Below are 24,303 nucleotides of genomic sequence, written 5' to 3'. Positions count from 1 at the left end.
TGGGCCGTTCATGCTTGTGGCTGAACCTGAATGATGAACCTGCTCCCGGCGCGTCGCCGCCTGTCCGTTGCCTGTGCCCTGCTGCTGCCCACCCTCGCCTTCGCCCAGGACCCGCCGGCGCGCACCCTGCCGGCGGTGGACGTGGAGGCCGCCCGGGTGCCCGGGGTGGATCCCTTCGCGCTGCCGGCCAGCCTGGACACGGTGTGGATAGACGACGACCGCAGTGGTCCGCAGGCGCAGTTGTCCGAGGCTCTGGGCGGGATCCCCGGCGTGCTGGCCCGTGACCGGCAGAACCTGGCGCAGGACACCCAGCTGTCGATCCGTGGCTTCGGTGCGCGCTCCACCTTCGGCGTGCGCGGCGTGCGCGTGCTGGTGGACGGGGTACCGGCGACCATGCCCGATGGCCAGGGCCAGCTTTCGCATGCCAGCCTGCTCGGTGCGGAGCGCATCGACGTGCTGCGCGGGCCGTTCTCGGCGCTGTACGGCAACTCCTCCGGCGGCGTGCTGCAGGTGCATACCGCGCAGGGCCGCGAAGGCGATCCGTGGCGGCTGCGGCTCAATGCCGGCGCCGACAACACGCTGAGCGTGGGGGCCCAACTGCGCGGCGTGCAGGGCCCGGTGGACTACAACATCGCCGCCAACCACTTCCGTACCGATGGCTGGCGCGACCACAGCGCGGCCCGCCGGGAATCGCTGAATGCACGGCTGGGCACGGCCGTGGGCGAGGACCGGCTGGAGCTGCTGGTGAACTACCTGGATGCGCCGGACGCGCAGGATCCGCTCGGCCTGACCCGCGCCCAGGTGGCCGCCGATCCGCGCCAGGCCACCGCGGTGGCGCATCAGTACAACACCCGCAAGTCGGTCCGGCAGTCGCAGGTCGGGCTGGTCTACAGCGGCCAGCGCGACGACCACCGCTTCCGCCTGACCGGCTACGCCGGCCAGCGCGAGGTGACCCAGTTCCTGGCCATCCCGCCGGGCCCGCAGGCCAATCCGCTGCATGCCGGCGGGGTGATCGGACTGGATGGCGATTTCGGCGGGCTGGACGCGCGCTGGGGCTGGAACGGTGAGCTGGCCGGGCGCGCGCTGGACGTCACCGCCGGGGTCAATGCCGACCGCCAGCGCCAGCACCGCACCGGCCACGAGAACTTCGTCGGCGACCAGCTGGGCGTGCGCGGCCGGCTGCGCCGTGACCAGCGCGACACGGTGTCCAACGTCGACCAGTTCGTGCAGGCGTGGTGGCAGTGGAGCCCGCGCTGGTCGTTGCTGGCCGGCGCCCGCCACAGCAGCGTGCGCTTCCGGTCGGAAGACCACTACATCGTCGGCCGCAACCCGGACGACAGCGGCAGCCGCCGCTACCAGGCCACCACGCCGGTGGCCGGGGTCAGTTTCGAGGTGAACCCGCAGTGGCGCCTGCACGCCGCGGTCGGCCGTGGCTTTGAAACCCCCACTTTCAACGAGCTCGGCTACCGCGCCGATGGCCAGGCCGGGCTGGCACTGGACCTGTCCGCCGCCCGCAGCCGAAATGTGGAAATCGGCAGCAAATGGCAGGCGCAGGACGGTCGCCGGCTGGACGTAAGCCTGTTCCGCGCCGATACCGACGATGAGCTGGCCGTGGCCAGCAACACCAATGGCCGCAGTACCTACCGCAACATCGGCCGGACCCGTCGCCAGGGCGCCGAGTTGTCATGGCACCAGCCGCTGGCGCAGGACCTGGAATTGCAGGTGGCCTGGACCTGGCTGCAGGCCGAAGTGCGCAGCGCCTACCTGGCCTGCGCCGGCAGTGGCTGTGCGGTGCCGGATACGCCGGTTGCCGCCGGCAGCCGCTTGCCCGGCGTGCCGCGCCAGCAGGCCTTCGCACGGTTGGAATGGCAGCCGCATGACTGGCAGTGGGCGGCTGAAGTCACCGGCAGCAGCGACACGGTGGTCAACGACCTGGCCACCGAACGCGCCCCGGGCTATGCCGTGATGAACGTGGAAGCCGCCCGTCGCTGGACCCTGCGCGGCGGCGACCTGCGCGTGTTCGCCCGTGTAGATAACCTGCTGGACCAGGACTACATCGGCTCGGTGATCGTCAACGACGGCAACGGCCGCTACTACGAACCCGGCCCGGATCGCCGCGGCAGCCTGGGCGTGCAGTGGTCCTGGCGCTGACAACAACCGGACGGTAGTGACGGCCGCTGGCCGTCAGCCACCACAGCCCGGTAGTGACGGCCGCTGGCCGTCAGCCACCACCACCCGGTAGTGACGGCCGCTGGCCGTCACCCCACCCCCTCAATCCGGCGCCTTCGCCGGCACGAACGGTGACGTCGGATCACTCGCCGGGAAAGTCTCCTCCAACGCCTGATCCTGGTTGTCACTGGCGTGCTGCTTGCGCTCGCGGCGCTTGAGCGGGCTTTCCTGGCCACCGCGGTGACGGTCGCCGCAGTCCTTGCGGTCCTGCGCGGCCTGGTCGCTGACATGCCGCACCGGCAGGTGCTCGTCCGCGGTGGCTGCCGTGTCTGCGTCGACGAACGGCGCGCCGGTGCCGCGGTCTTCGGCGTCCATGTTGTCGTGCTTGCCGTGCTGCTCGCCGGGCACGGGGGGAGTGGCTTGGCGCAGTGGATCGCGCGAGGTGTCTCTATTCATGGCGGCTCTCCTCGATGAGGCCCTACTAGAGTCCTTCAGAGGTAAAGCCACTGCGAATCCGGCGTCATGAACACATCGATCACGACTGGATAACGGCGCCGTGGTTACATCTGGCCGCCCGCCCTGCAAGCAGGAGCCGCGCCATGAACCGCCCGGAACGTCCCGCGCCCTCGGTCTTCAATGCCCGGCGCGACCCGCTGGCCGGCAGCCCGGCCCAACGCCGCGCCCGCCGCCACCAGCGCGAAGACCCGCAGGCCGTCGCGCAGGATTACCTGCAGTACATGCTGAACGACTACGACGACCGGCGTCGGCAGGCCCACCGCAGCTGGCGCGACCTGTGCCCGGCGTATGCCTTCGCCCTGACCACCCATGCAGCGAACTGGCCACGCGGCGGCGGCGAAGACACGGAAGGCGAACTGGCCGCGCAGTGGGAGCTGATGCGCGGCGAGTCGCGGCTGCGCTGGCCCAAGGCCCGCGAAGTCGTCGAAGACGCCTGGCTGGCGCTGGACCACATGCCTGCCTCGGCCGTGCGCCCGCTGCTGCAGTGAGCTGTGAAAGGGGTCAGAGTCCGGGGTCAGAGTCCGGGGTCAGAGTCCTTTTCCGGGAAAACGACTCTGACCCCGGACTCTGACCCCTTCTTGAGTTGGAGGACACGGGCGTTTCACGCGCGCGCGCTGAAGCTGGGGTTTCCTTGACACCGCACGGTGCGTCCCATGGCCCGTCCCATCTGGACCGGTACCCTTTCCTTCGGCCTGCTCAACGTGCCGGTCTCGCTGATGTCCGGCGAGCGCAGGACCGACCTGCAGTTCCGCATGCTCGATTCGCGCGACAAGAAACCGATCCGCTTCGAACGGGTCAATGCCGATACCGGCGAAGAAGTGCCGTGGAAGGACATCGTCAAAAGCCTTCGAATACGACAAGGGCAGCTATGTCGTGCTGGAAGAAGGCGACATCAAGTCCGCGGCACCGGAAAGCCATGAAACCGTCGAGGTGGAAAGCTTCGTCGATGCCGCGCAGATCGATCCGCGCTACTTCGAAAAACCCTACCTGCTGATCCCCGGCAAGAAGGCCGAAAAAGGCTACGTGCTGCTGCGCGAGACCCTGCGCAGCACCGGCAAGGTCGGCATCGCCAAGGTGGTGGTACGCACCCGCGAGTACCTGTGTGCGGTGATGCCCAACGACGATGCGCTGGTGCTGATGATCCTGCGCTACCCGCAGGAACTGGTCGACCCGGCCGACTACAAGCTGCCCTCCGGAAAAGTGTCCGACTACCGCATCAGCAGCAAGGAAACGGCGATGGCCGAGCAGCTGATCGAATCGATGGCCGGCGACTGGGATCCCAGCCAGTACCACGACGAATTCCGCGAACGGCTGCAGGGCGTGCTGACCAAGCGCATCAAGGAAGACGGCGGCACCACCACGGTGGAAGACGAGCCCGCCCCGCGCGAAGACGCCAGCACCAACGTGGTGGACTTCATGTCGCTGCTGCAGAAGAGCCTGGATGCCAACAAACGCACGCCGGCCAAGAAGACCGCCACCAAGGCGGTGGTCAAGAAGGCGGCGACGAAAAAGGCCAGCAAGGCGCCGGCCAAAGCGGCCGCAAAGAAGACCCCTGCCAAGGCGACCAGCAAGCCGGCGAAGAAGGCCGCGCCACGCCGCAAGGCGGGCTGATCCATGTCCCTGCACCAGTACCGCCGCAAGCGCCGGCTGGGCGCCGCCGAAGGCAGCACGCCCGAGCCGGATGACCAGGCCGGGCGCGGCCGGCCGGCGCGCCGGCCGATCTTCGTCGTGCAACTGCACCACGCCAGCAGCCGCCATTACGATTTCCGGCTGGAAATGGATGGCGTGCTGAAGAGCTGGGCGGTGCCGAAGGGGCCGTCGCTGCGGGTTGGCGAGAAGCGCCTGGCGGTGGAGGTGGAAGACCATCCGTTGTCTTATGCGACGTTCGAGGGCGACATTCCAAAGGGGCACTACGGGGCTGGCCACGTGGATGTCTATGACCACGGAAACTGGGCCATCGACGGCGATCCGCTGGAAGCGCTGGCGGCGGGGAAGCTCGACTTCGTGCTGCACGGGCAGCGCCTGCGCGGTGGCTGGAAGCTGGTACGCACCAACCTGAAAGGACGCCAGGTGCAATGGCTGCTGATCAAGCGCGACGATGCCCATGCCGCGGACGCAGAGGCCGACGACCTGCTGGAGACCCCGCCTGCGACGTCGACCACCGCCATCCGATCACGCAAGGCCACGCCACCGACGAAAGTGCCGTCGAAGGCCACGCCGTCGAAGGACACGCTGTCTAAGAGCACGCTGTCTAAGAGCACGCCTGCGGCGGCACCGCGCGGGCGCAAGGCCGACGCGCGCTGGCACAAGCGCGCGCTGGCGCTGCCCGATGCCCGCGATACGCCGTATCCACACACCTACGCGCCGCAGCTCACCGATCACCGCGAGAGCGCCCCCGACGGCGAGCGCTGGCTGCATGAGATCAAATGGGATGGCTACCGGCTGCTCGCCGACCTGCACGATGGCGCGGTGACGCTGCGTTCGCGCAACGGACTGGACTGGAGTGGTGATTTCCCCGAAGTGAGCGCCGCCATCGCCGCGCTGCCGGTCAAGGATGCACGGCTGGATGGCGAACTGGTGGTGCTCGATGCTGACGGCCGCAGTGATTTCGCCGCGCTGCAACGGGTGATCGATGGCAGTTCGAAACAACCCTTGCGCTACGTGGTGTTCGATCTGCCGGGCGTGGCCGGCGTGGACATCAGCCGCGCGCCACTGCTGGAGCGCAAGACGCTGCTGAAGGCGTTGATCGGAGATGTACCGGGCACGCTGGCCTACAGTGACCACGTGGTCGACCACGGCCCGGAGGTGTTCACTGCCAGCGGCAAGGCCGGCTTCGAGGGCATCATCAGCAAGCAGGTCGATGCACCTTATGCGAACGGCCGCACACGCAGCTGGGTGAAGATCAAGCACGAAGAAACCGACGAGTTCCTGGTGGTCGGTTACACCGCACCGAAGGGCTCGCGTCAGGGCTTCGGTTCGCTGCTGATGGCCACGCCGGACTCCGGCGGCCTGCGTTACGTCGGTCGCGTGGGCACCGGCTTCGATGATGCGAAGCTGCGCGCGTTGAGCGACTCGCTGGGCAAGCTGGCTACCGCGAAGGCGGCGGTCGAGCTGCCGGCGCACGTGCCGTTCCGCGCCGCCAGCGTGCACTGGGTGAAGCCTACGCTGGTGGCCGAAGTGGCCTTCCGCGGCTGGGGCAAGGAGGGACTGCTGCGCCAGGCCAGTTTCAAACGGCTGCGCACCGACAAGACCGCGCCCGACCTGCAGCCCGATCGCGCGCAGCCTGCTGCTGCTGCGGTGAAAGGCAAGGAACCGGACCTGCGCATCACCCATCCCGAGCGCGTGGTCTACCCGCAGAAGAAGATCCGCAAGGGCGAGGTGGCCGAGTACTACCGCGAAATGGCGGCGTGGATCCTGCCGGAAATCAGCGGCCGGCCACTGTCGCTGCTGCGCTGCCCGCAGGGCGTAGGCAAGCCCTGTTTCTTCCAGAAGCACCATGGGCAGGGCCTTGGCGATGCGGTGCGCGCGGTGCCGCTGGAACAGAAAAGCGGCACCGAAGACTACGTCTACATCGACGATGTGGAGGGGCTGCTGCAGCTGATGCAGATGAACACCCTGGAGCTGCATCCGTGGGGCGCGACGGTGGCCGACCCGGAGCATCCGGACCGGCTGGTGTTCGACCTGGATCCCGGTGACGGCGTGACCTGGACACAGATCAAGGCGGCCGCGCGTGACATCCGCGCGCGGCTGCAGGAAACCGGGCTGGAAAGCTTCGTGCGGCTGTCCGGCGGCAAGGGCCTGCACGTGGTGGTGCCGTTGCAGCCGAAGGCCGACTGGGAGCAGGCCAAGGCGTTCTGCGAAGCTTTCGCGCAGGCGCTGGCGCAGCATGCGCCGGACCGCTATGTGGCCACCATGAGCAAGGCCAAGCGCAACGGGGTGATCTTCATCGACTGGCTGCGCAATGCACGCGGCGCCACCAGCGTGTGTTCGTGGTCGTTGCGTGCGCGGGAAAGTGCAGGCGTGGCAGTGCCGCTGCGCTGGGAAGAACTCGGCCGCGTCGCGGCGGCCGATGCGTTTCCGCTGGACAAGGCACTGGCACGGGCCAAGCGCCTGAAGGGTGATCCCTGGGAGGGGATCACCACGTTGAAGCAGGTGTTGCCGACGCTGTAACGGTAGCGCCGAGCGGTACTCGGCGGAACCCCTCAGCAACCGCCGAGCATGGCTCGGCGCTACCAGTCACGCCTCAGAAATCGGCGCGGATGCCGAGGCTGACGCGGCGACCGGAGAACTCGTACTGGGTCGGGAAGGACTTATCGATCGTGTAGCCGGAAGTCTCTTCGTCGAACAGGTTGATCGCATCCAGGCTCAGCTTCCAGGTGTCGTTCAGACGGAAGCCGATCGACGCATCGGTCTGGCCGTAGGCATCGCGGTACACCGGGTACAGGTTGAGGTGGATGTACTCCACGTACTTGTCCTTGTAGTTGTAGGACACGCGCGCGTCGAAGCGATCGTTCTCGTAGTACAGGGTGAAGTTGTACGCCTTCTCGGCCAGGCCTTCCGGCGGGGTCGGGATATCCAGGTCCGATGCGCCGGTCAGCGAGTTGTCCAGCTGCGTGTAGTTGGCATTGATGCCCCAGCCTTCCAGCGCCGGATGCAGCATCGACAGCGGCAGCTGCGCGACCAGTTCCACGCCGGTGACCTTGTAGGAACCATCAGCGTTGACCGGCTGGTAGACCTCGAAGTCGTAGTAGCCGTCCAGCGAGCCGTTGGCGTTGAGCTTCTCCACGTTCGGCACGATGCCGGTCAGCGACTGCCGCACCACGCCGTCGATCTTCTTGGAGAAGTAGGAGGCCGACAGCAGGCCGCCGTTCTCCAGGTACTTCTCCAGGCCGATTTCCCACTGTTTGGCGGTGGTCGGCTTCAGCGCCGGGTTGCCGTCCATGAAGCGGAAGCTGGACCAGCTGACGGTGCGGCGGTAGGCGATGTCGGTCAGCGACGGACGCATCAGCGTTTCCGATGCGGCCGCGCGCAGCACCAGGCCATCGGCGATTTCGGCGGTCATGTTGAAGCTGGGCAGCAGGTCGCTGTAGTCACCGCTGCTGGAAATCGGCGTGGGCGTGTAACCGCTGCTGCCATCGGCGTTCTGCACCGGGTGGAAGCCAGCCGAATCGACCTTTGTGTCGATCGAACGCACGCCCAGGTTGGCGTACACCGGTACCGTGCCGATATCGAAGTAGAAATCGGTCATGGCATACAGCGCCAAAGTCTTTTCATCGACCTGGTAGAACTGGCCGTTGTCCAGTGGGGTGGTGAAACCCGCATAGCGGAACGTGTTGCGCGCGTAGCTGTTGGACACCTGCTGCCAGTCCAGGTTGCTCGGCTGGTAGCCGCCACCGGGCACGATGTCGCTGATCCAGCCGGGATTGCTGTCGGCCAGCGTGCGGGTGTTCACCCATGCCGCGCTGCCGGCCGTCGGGCCCTGGATCTTGGTGTTGCCGAACGCGCGGTCCTTGGATTTGTCGGTGTAGCGCGCACCGAACTTGACGCTGGTCAGCGCCGGGAAGAACGCCAGTTCCATCGACCGGCGGAAGTCCAGCTGCGCGGCGTACTTGTCGTCCTTCACGTGCTCCACTTCGGTCTCGTAGGCTTCGAACAGGTACTTCTCCGGCGAGTTGTACATGTCAAACCCGTTGGACGCCGCACTGGCCAGGGTCTCGCCGCCGTTGGCGGTCCAGCGCGTGCGCGACGGGGCGTAGGCCACGTGCTTGAGGTTGGCGTAGTCCGAATCGCGGCGTGCGCCGGAGTAGCCGACCAGCGCATCGATGTCCCAGCCGCCCACGGTCCAGTCCAGCTTGGTGCTGAACTGCCGGTAGTCGGTGTTGGCGAAGCGTTCCTTGCTCAGGATTTCATGCTGGGTGGCGGTGTAGGACACATCGCGCAGGACCACCATGCCATAGCGCGACAACGTGTCGGCGTCGTAGTCGTGGATGGTGTCCAGGGTGCTGCGGCTGGATGCCGAATAGGCCGCCGCATCGTATTCGTCTTCGTGGGTGTCGTAGCCACCGAACATCGCATCGAAGCTCAGCGAGAACGCGTCGCTCGGCTTGAACTGCAGCGATGCGGTCGCGCCCCACTGGTCCTGCTCGTTGAGGTAGATGCGGTCGCCGACCTTGTCCTGGAAGATGATCCGGTTGGTCTCGTCCTTGTCCATGCGGTTGCCGACGACGATGCCCGCATCGCGCGCCAGCACCGCAGCCGCCTGTGCACCGCGGCTGCCGGACGCTTCCAGGAAGCGCCCCATGGGACGGAAGTTGATGCCGGAATTGGAATCGGTGCGGTTGGTCCGCTTGGCCTTGGAGAACGACACGAGCCCGCCCCAGTCGCCCCAGGTATCGCTGGCCAGGAAGGAGATCTTCGGATCGTTCTTGCCGTTGATCGAATTGTTGGCCACTTCGGCCGAGGCGCTGAACTTGGGCTCGGCATAGTCGAACGGCTTGGCGGTTTCGATGTAGACCGAACCGGCGATGCCGCCTTCTTCGTCGGCCGCGGTCGGCGACTTCTGCACGGTCACGGTCTGCACCACGTCCGAGGCGAAGATATCGAACTGCACATCGCGTCCGCCACTGCCCGAGGCGGTGGCGAGGTTGTTGATCGAAACGTGGGTGAACTCGGACGGCAGGCCACGCACGCTGACCTTGCTGCCCAGTCCCTTGTTGCGTTCGATGGTGACGCCGGGCATGCGCTGCAGCGCTTCGGCCAGGTTCTGTTCCGGGAAATCGGCCACGTCGGTGGCGACGATGGAATCGGAGAAGCCGATGTTGCTGCGCTTGAGATCAACCGCGCGCTCCAGGCTCTTTGCGTAGCCGCCGGTCACCACGACCGTGTCCAGCTGCTGCATCGCCGCTGCACTGCCCGCAACGGGCGCTGCTTCATCTGCCAGCGCCTGCAATGGCAGGGTGGCGATGCCGCTCACCAGCACGGCGCGCACGGCGCGGGACAAAAGCTTCGCATGGGGGACGCGCGTCGGCGTCTCCCGGAGGGTATTGCGCATCGGATGGTCCCCATTGCCCTGTGAGTTCGTGCCGCGCGCCCATGCGATCGTTCGCACAAGGCCCCTGCGCGGCCGTGCCGGTAACCGGCGGACATAGAGACTAGGGGGGAATTGTTAAGCCTTTGTTGCGGTGCGCAAACGGCGTGCACCCAGCCACAGGCCAGCGCCGAGCTGCAGCGGCAGCGAGACCACCAGCAGCACCACGAACCAGCGCGGGAAGTCGTTGCCCATGTCCCAGACCGCCCACAGCGAGGCGACCGCCAGCAGCAACCACAGGGACACGCCGTGCGACCGCGGCCAACAGGGCGCGTAGTGGCTGGCGAACGCCACTGCGGCAATGCCGCCGAGCACGGTGAAGGCCAGGTCCCAGCCCAGCTGCACGGCGCCGCCCGCATGCACGCCGATCAATGGCGGCAGCCAGCTGGCCACCGTGGTGACCAGCACCAGGGCGAGCAGCGAACCGCCCAGCGCAAGCAGGGAAAACAGGAACGTCTTCAACATCGCCATGTGCGAATTGTAGAGCCGACTGGGTCGGCCGCGCTGGATGCTGCCCTGGTAGCGCCGAGCCATGCTCGGCGAGCGCAGCGGAAGGCGGAAGCATGACGGCCGCTGGCCGTCATGCTCTCACGCCGTCGGCGCAGGTCAGCTGGCCAGCACCGATGCCTGGCGGGCCAGTTCTTCGATCGCCGCCCAGTCGCGGCTCTGCAGCAGTGCGGCGGTGGTCAACCACGAGCCGCCGACGCACAGCACGTTCGGCAGGTGCAGGAACTGCGGCGCGGTCTGCACGCTGATACCGCCGGTGGGGCAGAAGCGCACATCGGCGAACGGGCCGGCCCAGGCGGCCAGCAACGGCGCACCGCCGGCCTGCACGGCGGGGAAGAACTTGAACGTATCCAGTCCCTGCTCCAGCCCGTGCATCAGCTCCGACGAGGTCGCCACGCCGGGCAGGAATGGCAGGTCGGTATCGCGTGCGGCCGCGTACAGCCGATCGGTCGCGCCCGGCGATACCGCAAAGCGCCCGCCGGCTTCCTTCACTGCCTGCATCTGCGCGGCGGTCAACACCGTGCCGGCGCCGATCACCGCATCCGGCACGGCTTCGGCCATGGCCTTGATCGCGTCCATCGCGCGCGGCGTGCGCAGGGTGACTTCCACCACCGGCAGGCCACCGCGGAACAGCGCCTGGGCGACCTGCACCGCATCGTCCACGTCATCGGGGGTGAACACCGGGATCACCGGTGCAAGTTTCAGTACCGCGCGAACGCGCGGATCAGCGCCTGACATCAAAACGCTCCTCGCCCACCAGGGCCAATACATCAGCTTCGCTGACGGGGTTGAAATCGCCGGGGATCGAATGCTTGAGGCCACCGGCGGCCAAGCCGAAGCGCACGGTGGCGTCGGCATCGAAGCCGCGCATGATGCCATGCAGGATGCCGGCAGCGAACGCATCACCGCCGCCGATCCGGTCGACGATGCCCTGCAGCTGGCGCACCGGCGCCTGGGCCCGCGTGCCGTCACGGCCGATCAGCAGCGCGCCCAGTGCGTGGTGGTCCACGCTCAGCGCCTGGCGCTGCGTGCAGGCCATCCAGTGCAACTGCGGGAAGGCGGCGAACGCTGCGGCAGCTGCCGCTTCCACGCGGGCGACCACGTCTTCCTGCGCGAAGGGCTGGCCGAGCACCACTTCGATATCGCGGTAATCAGCGAACACGATGTCGGCCTGTGCGAACAGTTCGCGCAGGATGGCCTTGGCATCACCGCCCCAGCGCTGCCACAGCTTGGGCCGGAAGTTGCCATCGAAGGAGACCTTGACCCCCTGCGCACGTGCCGCGCGTGCGGCCGCCAACGTGGCCTGGGCGACGTCAGCGCCCAGTGCCGGGCTGACCCCGGACAGGTGCAGCCAGTCAGCGCCCTGCAACAGCGCCGGCCAGTCGTAGTCGGCCGCGGTACTCAGCGCGAACGCGGAATCGGCGCGGTCATACACCACTTCGCTGGCGCGCTGCACCGCACCGGTGGTCAGGAAGTACAGGCCCATGCGGCCATCGGCCTGCAGGCGCACGCCGCGGGTGTCCACGCCGTGCCGGCGCAGCTCGCCCAGCGCATGCGCGCCCAGCGGGTTGTCGGCCACCGTGCTGGCCATCGCCACGTCATGGCCGAAGCGCGCCAGCGATACGCCGACATTGGCTTCGGCGCCGCCGACATGCACATCCAGGCGCGGCGACTGCAGCAGCAGCTCGTTGCCCGGCGCACCCATCCTCAACAACAGTTCCCCGAAACAGACCACTCGACTCATCAGATGTCCTCGTTGCCCGGACCGCAGCATCGCGTCGCTGCCCGCCGGAGGGAACCACGCACCCCGCGTGGCTCTTGGCTATCGGTGTCATTTTAGTCCTCAGGGCCACCACGTCTACCCGCCCCCATTGTCGAAGTCATTGTCCCGCAAGCCTCTGCGGGACATGCGCAATCTGTTGCGGTGCAAGATGCCCGATCCTGAAGGTGCTGTTAACGTCCGCCCTGACCAGCGGTGTCATCTTGCTGACATCGCGTTGTGAACCAGACCTTTGGGAGAGGGAAAGGCCATGATTTCTCGTAGCAACCGCAAAAAGACACCGGTTACCTTGCTGGCCCTGTCCATCGGTCTGGCACTCGCCGCCCCCGCCGTCGCCCAGCAGACCAGCAGCGACGCTGCGACCAACCTGGACGCAGTGACCGTCACCGGCTACCGCGCCAGCGTGGAAAAGGCGCTGGACATCAAGCGCGGCGAAGCCGGCGTGGTCGATGCCATCGTCGCCGAAGACATAGGCAAGTTCCCGGACCTCAACCTGGCCGAATCGCTGCAGCGCATCCCCGGCGTGGTGATCACCCGTGACGGCGGCGAAGGCCGCAGCATCTCGGTGCGTGGCCTCGGCCCGGACTTCACCCGCGTGCGCATCAACGGCATGGAAGCGCTGGCCACCGTCGGCGCCGGCGACCAGAGCGGCGGCACCAACCGCGGCCGTGGCTTCGATTTCAACGTGTTCGCCTCGGACCTGTTCTCGCAGCTGATCGTGCGCAAGACCGCTTCGGCCGATGTCGAAGAAGGCTCGCTCGGCGCCACCGTCGACCTGCGCACCGCGCGCCCGTTCGACTATGAAGGCTTCACCTTCGCCGCCAGCGGCCAGGCCAGCTACAACGACATGGCGCAGAAGGCCGATCCGCGCATGGCGGCGCTGATCTCCAACACCTTCGCCGATGGCACCTTCGGTGCGCTGCTGTCGGTGGCCTATTCCGAGCGCCAGGCGCTGGAGGAAGGCTCCAACACCGGCCGCTGGGCCAATGGCCCGAGCAACGGTGGCTTCGCCGCCAGCTCGCCGTTCGCCGCCGCACGCGGTGCCAACGTGTTCCACCCGCGCTTCCCGCGCTACGTACAGATGGAGCACAAGCAGGAGCGCCTGGGCGTCACCGGCTCGCTGCAGTGGAAGCCGACCGATCGCACCGAACTGTCGCTGGACGCGCTGTATTCGAAGATCGACGCCGACCGCGACGAGCACTACATCGAAGCGATCTCCTTCAGCCGCTCCGGCACCGGCAAGCCGCAGACCATCGTGCGCGACGGTGAGATCCGCAACAACGCGCTGGTCTACGGCGTGTTCGACAACGTCGACATCCGCAGCGAGAACCGCCACGACGAGTGGAGCACCGATTTCAAGCAGGTCAGCCTGAACCTGGACCATCGTTTCAGCGATGCGTTCTCGATCAGCGGCAAGCTGGGCACCTCGCGCTCGGCGCATGAGAACCCGGTGCAGACCACCATCATCATGGACAAGTTCGATGTTGATGGGTACAGCTACGATTACCGTGGCAACAAGAACATGCCGATCCTCAACTACGGCGTGGATCCGACCAACCCGAATGGTTGGACGCTCGCTGAAATCCGCCTGCGCCCACAGACGGTGGACAACGACTTCGACACCGCGCAGCTGGACTTCAACTGGAACATCAGCCCCGGCTTCCGCCTGAAGGGTGGCGTGCTGGCCAAGGACTACAGCTTCGACACCGTGGAACTTCGCCGCGCCAGTGAACTGGCGGTGCCGACCTTCCCGGGCAGCGGGCTGATCGTGCCGCCGGCCTACACCCAGCAGGAAGGCCTGCAGGGCATCAGCGGCACTCCGTCGCGCTGGGTGGTACCGAACCTGGATGCGGTCGCCGACCTGTTCGACATCTACAGCAATACCGGCACCTTCGCCGTCGCCCCGCGCCTGAACAACAGCCGCAGCGTGGAAGAAAAAGACCGCGGCGTGTGGCTGATGGGCGAGTTCTCCACCGACCTCGGTTCGATCCCGCTGTCGGGCAACTTCGGCGTGCGCTATGTGGAGACCAAGCAGGAATCCAACGGCTACGCCACCGTCGGCGGCGTGCCGGTGCTGACCACCAGCAACCGCAAGTACGATGACACCCTGCCCTCGTTCAATCTGGTCGCCGAAGTGGCGCCGGACTTCCTGATCCGCCTCGGCGCGGCCAAGGTGATGACCCGTCCGGGCTTGGGCTTCCTGACCCCGGGCGTGACCGTGGCGGTGGCTGGTGGCGCACGCACGGTGGCCGGTGGCAACCCGAACCTGGATCCGATCCGCGCGACCAACGTCGACCTCGGTTTCGAGTGGTACTTCAACGAAGGCGCGATGCTCGGCCTGGGCCTGTTCTACAAGGACATCGAGTCCTTCGTGCAGACCACCCGCGACGTGCGTCCGTACTCCACCAGCGGCCTGCCGGCCAGCCTGCTGGACGGCACCGGTGCCACGGTCAACGATGAGTTCACCTTCAGCATTCCGCTGAACACCCCCGGTGGCGAACTGCATGGCGTGGAAGCCAACTATACCCAGCCGTTCACCTTCCTGCCGGGCAAGTGGTCCAACTTCGGCGTGCAGTTGAACTACACCTGGGTGGAATCGAAGATCCAGTACCTCAACGGCCAGGGCCAGCCGGTAATGAAGAACGACCTGACCGGCCTGTCGCCCACCTCGTGGAACGCCACGCTGTTCTATGAAGGGGAGGTCTGGTCCGGCCGCGTGTCGGCGACCAACCGCGACGACTACCTGACCCAGGCACCGGGCCAGGAAACCGGCTTCAACCTGGACGGCGTGCACGGCATGACCGGCACCACGATGATCGACGCCTCGCTGCGCTACAAGGTCAGCGACCAGCTCGAGCTGACCCTGGAAGGCGTCAACCTGACCAACGAAGCGTCCGACGAATGGGTGCGTTCGCCGCTGACCGGCCAGCTGCCGCTGATGTACACCGAGACCGGCCGCCAGGTCCTGCTCGGCGTCCGCTACAAGTTCTGATCGCTGCATCGCACGCGTCCGCGTGGCGGCCTGCACGGCGCCACGCGCTGCATCACCTCCGCCTGCCCTGTGCTGCGTCGCAAGATGCGGCGCACGGCAGCGCGCTGTTAATTTACGCCCCCATGCCGACTGGATGATCGGTGTCACCTCCTCGGGCCGGGCGTACCCCGACGTCACCGCAAGCGTCATCTCCTTGGAGGGAGCCGACATGGATCGCAACCGTCACCGCCACACCCCCTGCACCGCCGCACTGGCCACGGCCATCGCCCTCGCACTGCTGGCCACCCCCGCACTGGCGCAGGATGCCGGCCCGCCTTCCAGCGTGACCGAGCTCGACGGCGTCAAGGTCACCGGCTACCGCGAGAGCCTGGAAAAGTCGCTGGACGAGAAGCGCTACGCGACCGAACAGGTCGATGCGATCTTCGCCGAAGACATCGGCAAGTTCCCCGACCAGAACCTGGCCGAGTCCCTGCAGCGCATCGCGGGCGTGTCGATCGACCGCGAAGGCGGCGAGGGCCAGCGCATCTCCATCCGCGGCCTGGGTTCGGATTTCACCCGTGTACGCCTCAATGGCCTGGAAGCCCTGGCCACCGGCGGCAACGGCAGTGCCGGCGTCAACCGCAGCCGTGGCTTTGATTTCAACACCTTTGCCTCCGAACTCTTCAGCCAGGTCAAGGTCAACAAGACCCAGTCCGCGCAGATGGACGAGGGTTCGCTCGGTTCCACCGTGGACCTGCGCGGTTCGCGCCCGTTCGACTTCGACGGCATGCAGGCATCGGCCAGCGCCCAGGTCGGCTATGGCGAGCTGGCCGAACAGTACGATCCGCGCATCTCCGGGTTGATCAGCAACTCATGGGCCGACGGGCGTTTCGGTGCCCTGCTTTCGGCGTCGTACAGCAAGCGCAACGTGTACGAAGAGGGCTACAACCCGGTGCGTTGGGAACACGGCAACCACCGCAATTCCAACCAGTCCAACGCCAGCAACAACGGCACCTACGGTTTCTGCTCGCCGGTCGGCTACAACCCGCAGACCCCGCGCAACCCGGCCGCCAATGAAACCCCGGCCGGGGTTGGCAGCCAGGCCAACCAGGATCGCAGCAACGGCTGGGGCAGCTATGGGATCGATGCCAACAACTGTGGCACGGGACTGCCGCGCCCGGCGGCGACCGCGGAAAACATCCAGGCGTACGAGACCGCGACCAACGCGTGGCTTCCGCGCTATCCGCGCTACATCCGCACCGAGCACGAGATCGAGCGGCTGGGCGTGACCGGCGCGCTGCAGTTCCGGTTCAGCGAGGACACCCTGCTCAGCTTCGATGCCATGTATTCGCAGCTGGACAAGGACCAGCGCGAAGACTCGGTGGGTGCCAACCTGCACCGCGCCGCCAACCTCGGCGGCAAGACCCAGATCGTGGTGCGCGAAGCACAGGCCGACGACCAGGGCCGGCTGACCTACGGCGTGTTCGACAACGTCGACTTCCGCACCGAATCGAGCCTGATCGAAGAGTCGACCCGATTCCAGCAGTACAGCCTGAACTTCGAGCACCGCTTCAACGACGCCGTGCGCCTGGACGCGGTGGTCGGCCATTCCAGCTCGGATTACGAGCGGCCGACGTTCTCGATGGTCAGCTTCGACAACAGCAACCTCGATGGCTTCGTGCTGGACATGCGCAATGGCGGCATGCCCTCGATGAGCTTCCCGTTCGGCCTCAATGATCCCGATGCCTGGCGCTGGCTCGGCTACGGCGCGGTACCGGTGAACAGCAACGGCACCGCGCGCGGCAGCAACATCAGTGAAGTCAGGCTCAACCCCAGCTACGTCGATAACCGCTTCGACACCGCGAAGGTCGACCTGCAGTTCATCATCAACCCGACCTTCACCCTGCGCACCGGCCTGGCGTACAAAGACTACGACATGGCGACCGAGGAGTACCGCCACATCAGTTACGGCCGGCTGGCCCAGGCGCTGCCGGCCGGGGTGACGGTCGCTGACCTGTCCACCACCCTCGATGGCTTCGGCAGCAGCCTGCCGGGCCAGACCCCGGGCAGCTGGCTGGTGCCCGACTTCAGCCGCGTCGCCGAGCTGCTCGACATCAACTGCAACTGCGATACCGGCATTCCCGGCGGTGACTACCGCTTGGCGGGGATCGGCCACTTCGGATCGTCGAACAACAACTTCGACGTCAACGAACGCAGCATGGCCGCCTACCTGCAGCTCGATTTCAACACCGACCTGCTGGGCCGCGCGTTCCGCGGCAACCTGGGCGTGCGCCTGGTGGATACGCAGATCACCGCCTCCGGCTGGGCGCCCTGCCCGGCCGACAATACCGCCAACTGCGAGACGTTCTTCGGCGTGGCCAGCGCGACCGCCGCCGCCGGTGACCGCCAGGCCATCAGCACCGTGGTCCAGCACAGCTACCAGGACGTGCTGCCTTCGTTGAACCTGGCCTGGGACGTGGCCGAAGACGTGGTGCTGCGCTTCGGCGCCGCCAAGACCATGGCGCGGCCGACGCTGGCGTACATGTCACCGAGCGTCAGCGGCGGGCCCACCCAGTACTTCGACGACGGCCGCACCTTCTCGATCAACCTCGGCAACCCGAAGCTGGATCCGTTCCGTTCGACCAACGTCGACCTCAGCGCGGAGTGGTACTTCGCCGAAGGCGCGATGCTGTCCGGCGCGGTGTTCTACAAGGACATCGACAGCTACGTGCAGCGCACCCGCCTGCTGACCACCTGGCAGGACATGGGCTATTCGCTGGACCTGCTGCCCGCCGGCTTCGCCGCCGACACCCTGTTCAACGTGCAGAGTTACTACAACACCGAAGGCGGGCCGCTGAAAGGCTACGAGCTGACCTACCAGCAGCCGTTCACCTTCCTGCCCGGGTTCTGGAGCCGCTTCGGCATCCAGCTCAACTACACCCACGTCGGCTCGAGCATCAAATACCTGTTCAGCAGTGCCGCCGGCAGCAATACGCGCATCGAGACCACGGTGACCGAACAGGACCTGGTCAACCTGTCGCCCGATTCGTACAACGCCACGCTGTACTACGACGACGGTCGCTTCAGTGCGCGCGTGTCGACCAGCTACCGCGACGGCTACATCAGCGAAGTGCTGAGCCAGGAAGGTGTGTGGGACCTGGATGGCAACGCATTGGCCACCCCGGATGTCACCGGCAAGCACAGCGTGCGCAACGTTGATTTCAACATGTCCTACCGGATCACCGACAAGCTGTCGATGACCTTCGAGGCGATCAACCTGCTGGATACCGAGGACAGCCGCTGGGTGGACTCCGCGCTGCGTCTGCAGGACCGCTACACCGTGACCGGACGGCAGTACTACGCCGGCCTGCGGTACCGGTTCTGATGGTGCGCTGGCGCTGATGCGATCGCTCCTGCGCCATGGCGTGCTGCTGCTGGCCCTCGCGGTGACGCCGGCATTGGCCGGCACCGCCGCGCCGGACCCGGTGGCGGAGAACATACTGCTGCTGCAGACCGCCTCCGGCGGCTGGTCCAAGCATTACCAGCGCAGGGCGGTCGACTACGCGCACGTGTTCACCGATGCGGAACGACAGGCGCTGCGCTCGCCGGGGCGCAGCGACGATGCCACCATCGACAACCGCGCCACCACGCAGGAAATCCGCTACCTCGCCGATGCCTGGGCACGCACCCGCGATGCGCGCTACCTGGATGCCGCCAGCCGCGGCGTGGAGTACCTGCTGGCCGCGCAATACCCCAACGGGGGCTGGCCGCAGTACTACCCGGACCGTTCGCTGTACCGGCAGCAGGTGACCTTCAACGACGATGCCATGACCCGCGTGCTGGACCTGCTGCAGGACGTGGTGGAAGGCAAGGGAACGCTGGTCGCGCTGACCCCGCGGTACGCCGACCAGGCCGGGCAGGCGCTGGCCCGCGGCCTGGACTGCGTGCTGGCGACCCAGGTGCGCCTGCAGGGAACACCGACCATCTGGGCGGCGCAGTACGACAGCGACAGCCTGCAGCCGGCAAAGGCGCGAGCCTATGAACTGCCTTCGCTGGCGGTGGCCGAATCGGTCGGGGTGATGCGCCTGCTGATGCGCCAGACCGATCCGTCGCCGGCCGTGCTTCGAGCCGTGGAGGATGGCGCGCGCTGGTTGCAGGCGCACCGGCTGCCCGACCTCGCCCGGCGCAAGGTCGCCGCGGTCGACGAAGAGACCGGGCAGGACGTGCTGATCGTGGACGAACCGGGCGCCTCGCTGTGGGCACGCTTCCATGACCTGGAAACGCAGCAGCCGATGTTCGTCAACCGCGCCGGCGAGCAGGTCGCACGTTTCACCGACATGCCCAACGAACGCCGGGTCGGCTACGCCTGGCACGGCACCTGGCCGCAGGCACTGCTGCAGGACGAGCTGCCGCGCTGGCGTGCGCGGCACGCGGCGGCCTTGCAGGCGATGCAACAGCAGGGGCCGCCGCGCCCCTGGCGGGTTGCCGCCGATGGGTCCGGTGACTTCGCCACGCTGCAGCAGGCATTGGATGCGGTGCCGCAGGGCAATGCGCTGCGCCAGCTCATCGTGCTGGGCCCGGGCCTGTACCGTGGCGTGGTGCGGGTACCCGCCGCCGCGTCGCACGTCACCCTGCGCGGGGCAGGCGCCGGTGCAACGCGGATCAGCTGGGACAACCACGCCAAACGCATTGATCCGGCAACCGGAGCCGCGTTCGGCACCAGCGGTTCGGCAACGCTGTTCGTGCATGGCGATGCCTTCATCGCCGAAGACCTGACCATCGAAAACACCGCAGGACCCGTCGGCCAGGCGCTGGCGCTGAGCGTGCGGGCACCGCGCGCCGGTTTCCGCAACGTCCGCCTGCTGGGCCATCAGGACACGCTGTATACGCACACCGGCAGCGTCGTGCACTTCAAGGACTGCTACATCGAGGGCAGCGTGGACTACATCTTCGGCGGCGCCACCGCGCTGTTCGACGACTGCACGCTGTTCTCCAAGGGCGGACACGGCTACATCACGGCCGCCTCGACCCCGCAGGACCAGCGTTTCGGCTACGTGTTCCGCCGTGCCCTGGTGCGTGGCGAAGGCGTGGCGACGACCTGGCTGGGCCGTCCCTGGCGCGACCATGCGCGGGTGGTGTTCGTGGACAGCGACCTCGGCGCGAACGTGGTCGCCGCAGGCTGGCACGACTGGAACAAACCGCAGGCACGGGCCACGGCCTTCTATGCCGAGGCACGCAGCCGCGGACCGGGTGCGGCGGCCGCCGCGCGCGCGGGCTGGAGCCGGCAGCTGGATGACACCGCCGCCGCCGGCTACACCCGGCAGGCGGTGCTTGGCGACTGGAACCCCTTCGATGTCGATTGAAGGTGATGCACCCTGCAGGCTGTTGCTGGCCTGCGCTTTCATGCAAACGTAGGAACGACCGATGACCGATGCAATGCTGCGTACCTTCCTGTTGGCCGGCTCCCTGGGCATGTTGGCGGCCACGCCCGGCGTGCACGCGGCAGCCGGAGCGCGCGGCGATGGCCTGCTGTTCCACGTCTCGGCCGACGCCGATTTCACCGCCGACCATGCCGAGGGTGAGGCGGTACCGAACTTCAGGGACAAGGTCCGGCTGGTCGCCGATGGGGCACGTGGCAATGCTATCGAATGGGACGACGACGGCGTGCTGTCGTGGAACGCGCCCGGCAACATCCACGCCCAGCGCGGCACGCTGTCGTTCTTCTGGCGTTCGCGCTACCCGGTAGGCGAGGCACCTTTCGTGATCTTCCGCGTCGGGTACGCGGACCACAGCAGCTGGGACATGGCGTGGCTGCGGATCGACTGGAACGGGGAGGGCTTCGATGCCTTCGTCACCGACGCAAACCTGGCGCGCACGCGCGTTTCGTTCAAGCTGGACGCCCGGCCGCATCCGGCGCAATGGAAGCACCTTGCCTTTGCCTGGGACGAGACCGCCGGCGTGCGCTTGTACGTGGATGGCCGTGAAGCGGCGCGCGTGGACACCACCGCCGATTACGATGCCGCGCTGGACCAGCTGGGACTGGCGGGCCGGGTGATGGCGCCCTACCAGGTGCAGAGCCGCTACAACTTCCTGCGCGGCAGCGATTTCGATGAGATCCGGGTCCACGACCACATGCTGGATGCTGCCGCGGTGGCGGCGCTCGCCGCCGGCAGGTCCCCGCGGTCGGTCGACGGCGCGCAAAGCGTGGCCGGTGACGCGCGCGCGGCATGGCTGCATCGTTTCGGCTGGGAAGGGGCGGCACCTCCGGCGTTGGCGGCCGATGGAACGCGCATCCGCAAGGTGGAGTTCGCCGACACCAAGGATCTCAAGCAGTGGATGTGGAAGGCCACCGACGGCATCGCCGAAACCACCTGGCCTGGCGTCTACAACCGCTCGCGCCTGCCCGGCCGCAACGACTATTTCCAGCTGCCGGACTGGAACACCTACGTGGAAGCCGGCCAGCACCTGGACCTGACCGTGCCGACGGATGAAACCGTGAACCGCATCGAGGTGCGTGGCGCGGCGTTCGGCTCGCTCGCCCACGGCCCCGATGCGGCCAGCGCCAGCACCGTGCTGATGCAGCGCCCGCGCGGCGTGGTGCGCAGCGTGGACGACATTCCCGCCCAGCGCGGCGGCGTGCTGCGCTTTTCCAACGTGGAACAGGAAACGCCGATCCAGGAGATCTGGGCGTACCACGTGGAAACAGGCGCCGAGCCCGAAGGCAGCGTCAAGCAGACCTACCTGGTGGACAGCCAGGCGCTGCCGGACTACACCAACCTGGACAGCCTTCGCCACTACATCGATGGCCGCTACCCGGCGGCCGAACGCAGCACGGTGATGGCCCTGCCCAAAGGCGCCGGATCGCGCCGTCGCAGCGCCGACAGCCTGCCTGCGCAGCCGCGGCCGATCGTGCACGTGCTGATTCCTTCCGGGGTCGGCGATGCACCGGCCAACCAGCCGCTGATCCGCAGCTGGGCGCACAGCTGGGAAAACATGTATGACGGCCTGGATGGCGTAGCCATCGACCTGCCTGCGCTGGACCTGCCGGCCACCCACGATGGACTGATCCCGCTCAACATCCGCATCAAGGATCCGATCTGGCCGGCCCGCGACATGATCGATGTGTCGGTCTCGGTGCAGCCAGGCGTCAAGCGCACGCTGTGGCTGGACCTGCGCGACCGCATCCTCACCGCCGACAGCCTGTGGCTGAGCATCGCTTCGGCCGCACCGGGTTTCGATGCGGGCGCGCTCGATGGCGCCGAAATCCGCATGGTGTTCAAGCCCCGCCAGGAGGCCATCGCCGAACATGTCGCCGACCGCTTCAACCAGGTACGCGACAACTGGGGCTTCCTGGTCGAGGAACACACCACGTCCAAGCGCCAGCGCCTGTATGCGCGCGTGTACGCCGACCTGAGCGACCTGCTGCGGGTGGACCCGGAGCATGAACTGGGCCGTCTGTACTGGAACTACATCAGCTACAACAGCCAGGGCAAACCGCCGTTCACCGCGCCGGCCGTGCCCAAGGGCGTGCCGGCCTGGGCGTTCAACCAGGTGCAGGACCTTGCCCACGTACGCCGCTTCATCGACTGGTGGATCGACAATCGGCAGGTCGCCTACGGCGACTTCGGCGGTGGCATCTCCGACGATTCCGACCTCACCCAGCAGTGGCCCGGGCTGGCCCTGATGGGCGTGCAGCCGGACCGCCTGAATGCCTCGCTGACCGCCCTGTCCGACGCGGTGTACCGCAATGGCATGTTCAGCAACGGCCTGAGCACGATCGAGACCGATGAACTGCATGCCTACGAAGAAGGCATCAACACCAACAGCGCCATGCTGTACCTCAACTGGGGCGATCCGCTGACCGTGGAGCGGCTGATGGAAACGGTGAAGGCCTTCGACGAGAAGATCATCCTGCCCAACCCGCAGGGCCACCTGCTGTTCTCCAGCAACTGGTTCGGTGGCAACAAGGTCTACCGCGAACCGAACTGGCAGTGGCAGAAGCCGTATTCGTTCCCGGTGCTGCATCCGGCGTTCCTGCTCGGCCAGTTCAATGCCGATCCGAACAGCCGGCGGCTGGTCACCGGCCTGGCCGATGGCTACCTGGCGCACGCCTATACCGATGACAAGGGGCGCTGGGCGCTGCCCAACGAGATCAACTGGGCGACCGGGCAGACCCGTGGCGGCGAGCTCAACAACGGCTCCGGCAGCGGCGACATCATGCATGCGTTCTGGGCCGCATGGCGCTGGAGCGGTGATGACAAGTACCTGAAGGCGCTGGACTACCGGGTGGAGCGTGGCGGTCCCGGCGCGCTGTCCAACCTGGGCGAAAACTACGTGGAGGTACTGGGCCGGCAGCAGGACTGGTACCCGAAGCTGACCGCCGATGCGAAGAGCGGCAAGACCGGCTTCGCCAGCCTGATGGCCTGGCAGGCCAGCGGCGATACCGGCTACATCGAAGCCCTGCACGCCGACGGCATCCAGGCCAAGGCGCAGCGCGAGTACATGAACACCGAAGGCCACTGGTGGTCGGACCGGGTGGAAGCACCGAGCGAGTTCCTGCAACGCGCGCGGTTGGGCGGCATCGCGCTGAAGCGCAACCAGAGCTGGCCGGGGCATACGGTGAGCTGGCGCTTCGACCGCGATGAAGCGGCCGAACAGGTGGCACTGCTGGTGCATGCGCCGTCACGCGAGCGCTTCACCGTGACCAGCCATAACCTGGGCAAGCGGGTGATCCATGCCGACATGACCGGCTGGAACGTGGCCAGTGGCACCTGGCGGGTGCGCAGCGGCGTGGATGCCGATGGCGACGGGCGCATCGACGGCACGCCGCGCGAGCGCGAGGTCGTGCTTGAGAGCAGCGCAAGCACCGCGCTGCAGTTCCAGCCGGGCCGCACCGAGGTGTTCGAGTTCGAACGGGTGCGCGCCGGTACCCCGGTGGAGCAGCGGGCCGACCTGGGCGTAGGCCGCGGCGACGTGCGGGTGGATGGCCGCCAGGTGCATGTCACCGTGCACAGCCTGGGCCATGTAGCCACCGGCGTGGGCGTGGCGGTGCTGGAAGATGCGCGCGGCCGCGAGATCGCGCGGATCGAGGTGCCGGCCATGGAGGCGCCGCTGGACCTGCAGCCGAAGACCACCACGGTGAGCCTGCCGCTGCCGTCCGGTGAGCGCAGCGGTCTGCGCGTGCGGGTGGGGCTGGCGGACGATGGCGAAGAGGTCACCCGCCTGAACAACACCGTCGCCGTGCCCTGAGGGGGGTGACGGCCGCTGGCCGTC

General features: G+C 67.2%; 12 protein-coding genes and 1 pseudogene. 8 read left to right on the top strand and 5 right to left on the bottom strand.

Annotated features, from left to right (window positions below):
• Window positions 1-33 precede the first annotated feature (33 nt).
• Window positions 34-2,151: a TonB-dependent receptor gene (locus tag QE373_RS18275; RefSeq protein WP_309689388.1), complete on the top strand. Its 2,118-nt coding sequence runs from the start codon at window positions 34-36 to the stop codon at window positions 2,149-2,151.
• A 120-nt stretch (window positions 2,152-2,271) separates the two neighbouring features.
• Here the strand turns inward: QE373_RS18275 and QE373_RS18270 are convergent, their stop codons facing one another.
• Window positions 2,272-2,625: a hypothetical protein gene (locus tag QE373_RS18270; RefSeq protein WP_057509010.1), complete on the bottom strand. Its 354-nt coding sequence runs from the start codon at window positions 2,623-2,625 to the stop codon at window positions 2,272-2,274.
• A gap of 143 nt (window positions 2,626-2,768) precedes the next feature.
• Between QE373_RS18270 and QE373_RS18265 the strand changes: the two genes are divergently transcribed.
• The 3 genes and pseudogenes from QE373_RS18265 (at window position 2,769) to ligD (ending at window position 6,855) form a co-directional block, all read left to right on the top strand.
• Window positions 2,769-3,173: a hypothetical protein gene (locus QE373_RS18265; protein WP_309689385.1), complete on the top strand. Its 405-nt coding sequence runs from the start codon at window positions 2,769-2,771 to the stop codon at window positions 3,171-3,173.
• Between the two features lie 165 nt (window positions 3,174-3,338).
• Window positions 3,339-4,296, top strand: a pseudogene (locus QE373_RS18260) (Ku protein).
• A 3-nt stretch (window positions 4,297-4,299) separates the two neighbouring features.
• The gene (gene ligD, locus QE373_RS18255) at window positions 4,300-6,855 is read left to right on the top strand and encodes a DNA ligase D (RefSeq protein WP_309689383.1); all 2,556 of its coding nucleotides are present in this window, start codon (window positions 4,300-4,302) and stop codon (window positions 6,853-6,855) included.
• A 73-nt stretch (window positions 6,856-6,928) separates the two neighbouring features.
• Here ligD and QE373_RS18250 read toward each other — a convergent pair whose 3' ends face one another.
• From QE373_RS18250 to QE373_RS18235, 4 genes are all read right to left on the bottom strand, one after another.
• Window positions 6,929-9,673 carry a TonB-dependent receptor gene (locus QE373_RS18250; protein ID WP_309689380.1) on the bottom strand — a complete coding sequence of 915 codons (2,745 nt, stop codon included), beginning with the start codon at window positions 9,671-9,673 and terminating at the stop codon, window positions 6,929-6,931.
• Window positions 9,674-9,850: 177 nt separating this feature from the next.
• Complete coding sequence (locus tag QE373_RS18245; protein ID WP_309689377.1) at window positions 9,851-10,243, bottom strand: hypothetical protein; 393 nt, start codon at window positions 10,241-10,243, stop codon at window positions 9,851-9,853.
• 135 nt (window positions 10,244-10,378) lie between these two features.
• A complete protein-coding gene (gene eda / locus QE373_RS18240) occupies window positions 10,379-11,017 on the bottom strand; it encodes a bifunctional 4-hydroxy-2-oxoglutarate aldolase/2-dehydro-3-deoxy-phosphogluconate aldolase (protein WP_057509004.1) in 639 nt (212 codons plus the stop codon).
• On the bottom strand, window positions 11,004-12,023 hold the full coding sequence (locus QE373_RS18235) for a sugar kinase (protein ID WP_309689373.1): 1,020 nt from the start codon (window positions 12,021-12,023) through the stop codon (window positions 11,004-11,006). The genes eda and QE373_RS18235 overlap by 14 nt, the downstream gene beginning before the upstream one ends.
• 286 nt (window positions 12,024-12,309) lie before the next feature.
• Between QE373_RS18235 and QE373_RS18230 the strand changes: the two genes are divergently transcribed.
• From QE373_RS18230 to QE373_RS18215, 4 genes are all read left to right on the top strand, one after another.
• On the top strand, window positions 12,310-15,051 hold the full coding sequence (locus QE373_RS18230) for a TonB-dependent receptor (protein ID WP_123699983.1): 2,742 nt from the start codon (window positions 12,310-12,312) through the stop codon (window positions 15,049-15,051).
• Between the two features lie 208 nt (window positions 15,052-15,259).
• Entirely contained in the window at window positions 15,260-18,415 is a 3,156-nt protein-coding gene (locus QE373_RS18225; RefSeq protein WP_309689369.1) for a TonB-dependent receptor, read from the top strand.
• 16 nt (window positions 18,416-18,431) lie between these two features.
• Window positions 18,432-20,393, top strand: a complete 1,962-nt coding sequence (gene pelA, locus QE373_RS18220; RefSeq protein ID WP_309689366.1) for a pectate lyase — start codon at window positions 18,432-18,434, stop codon at window positions 20,391-20,393.
• 109 nt (window positions 20,394-20,502) lie between these two features.
• Complete coding sequence (locus QE373_RS18215; RefSeq protein WP_309689914.1) at window positions 20,503-24,279, top strand: LamG-like jellyroll fold domain-containing protein; 3,777 nt, start codon at window positions 20,503-20,505, stop codon at window positions 24,277-24,279.
• Window positions 24,280-24,303 lie beyond the last annotated feature (24 nt).

The organism is Stenotrophomonas sp. SORGH_AS_0321 (assembly GCF_031453215.1).
GTDB classification, from domain to species: domain Bacteria; phylum Pseudomonadota; class Gammaproteobacteria; order Xanthomonadales; family Xanthomonadaceae; genus Stenotrophomonas; species Stenotrophomonas chelatiphaga.
Note: the sequence above shows the minus strand (reverse complement) of the source record. Positions and strands in the feature narration are given on the sequence as shown.

Bases quoted from the DNA above. Each gene is read 5' to 3' on its own strand.
- QE373_RS18275 (WP_309689388.1), top strand. From the start codon at position 34: ATGAACCTGCTCCCGGCGCGTCGCCGCCTGTCCGTTGCCTGTGCCCTG.
- QE373_RS18270 (WP_057509010.1), bottom strand. From the start codon at position 2,625: ATGAATAGAGACACCTCGCGCGATCCACTGCGCCAAGCCACTCCCCCC.
- QE373_RS18265 (WP_309689385.1), top strand. From the start codon at position 2,769: ATGAACCGCCCGGAACGTCCCGCGCCCTCGGTCTTCAATGCCCGGCGC.
- ligD (WP_309689383.1), top strand. From the start codon at position 4,300: ATGTCCCTGCACCAGTACCGCCGCAAGCGCCGGCTGGGCGCCGCCGAA.
- QE373_RS18245 (WP_309689377.1), bottom strand. From the start codon at position 10,243: ATGGCGATGTTGAAGACGTTCCTGTTTTCCCTGCTTGCGCTGGGCGGT.
- eda (WP_057509004.1), bottom strand. From the start codon at position 11,017: ATGTCAGGCGCTGATCCGCGCGTTCGCGCGGTACTGAAACTTGCACCG.
- QE373_RS18235 (WP_309689373.1), bottom strand. From the start codon at position 12,023: ATGAGTCGAGTGGTCTGTTTCGGGGAACTGTTGTTGAGGATGGGTGCG.
- QE373_RS18230 (WP_123699983.1), top strand. From the start codon at position 12,310: ATGATTTCTCGTAGCAACCGCAAAAAGACACCGGTTACCTTGCTGGCC.
- QE373_RS18225 (WP_309689369.1), top strand. From the start codon at position 15,260: ATGGATCGCAACCGTCACCGCCACACCCCCTGCACCGCCGCACTGGCC.
- pelA (WP_309689366.1), top strand. From the start codon at position 18,432: ATGCGATCGCTCCTGCGCCATGGCGTGCTGCTGCTGGCCCTCGCGGTG.
- QE373_RS18215 (WP_309689914.1), top strand. From the start codon at position 20,503: ATGTTGGCGGCCACGCCCGGCGTGCACGCGGCAGCCGGAGCGCGCGGC.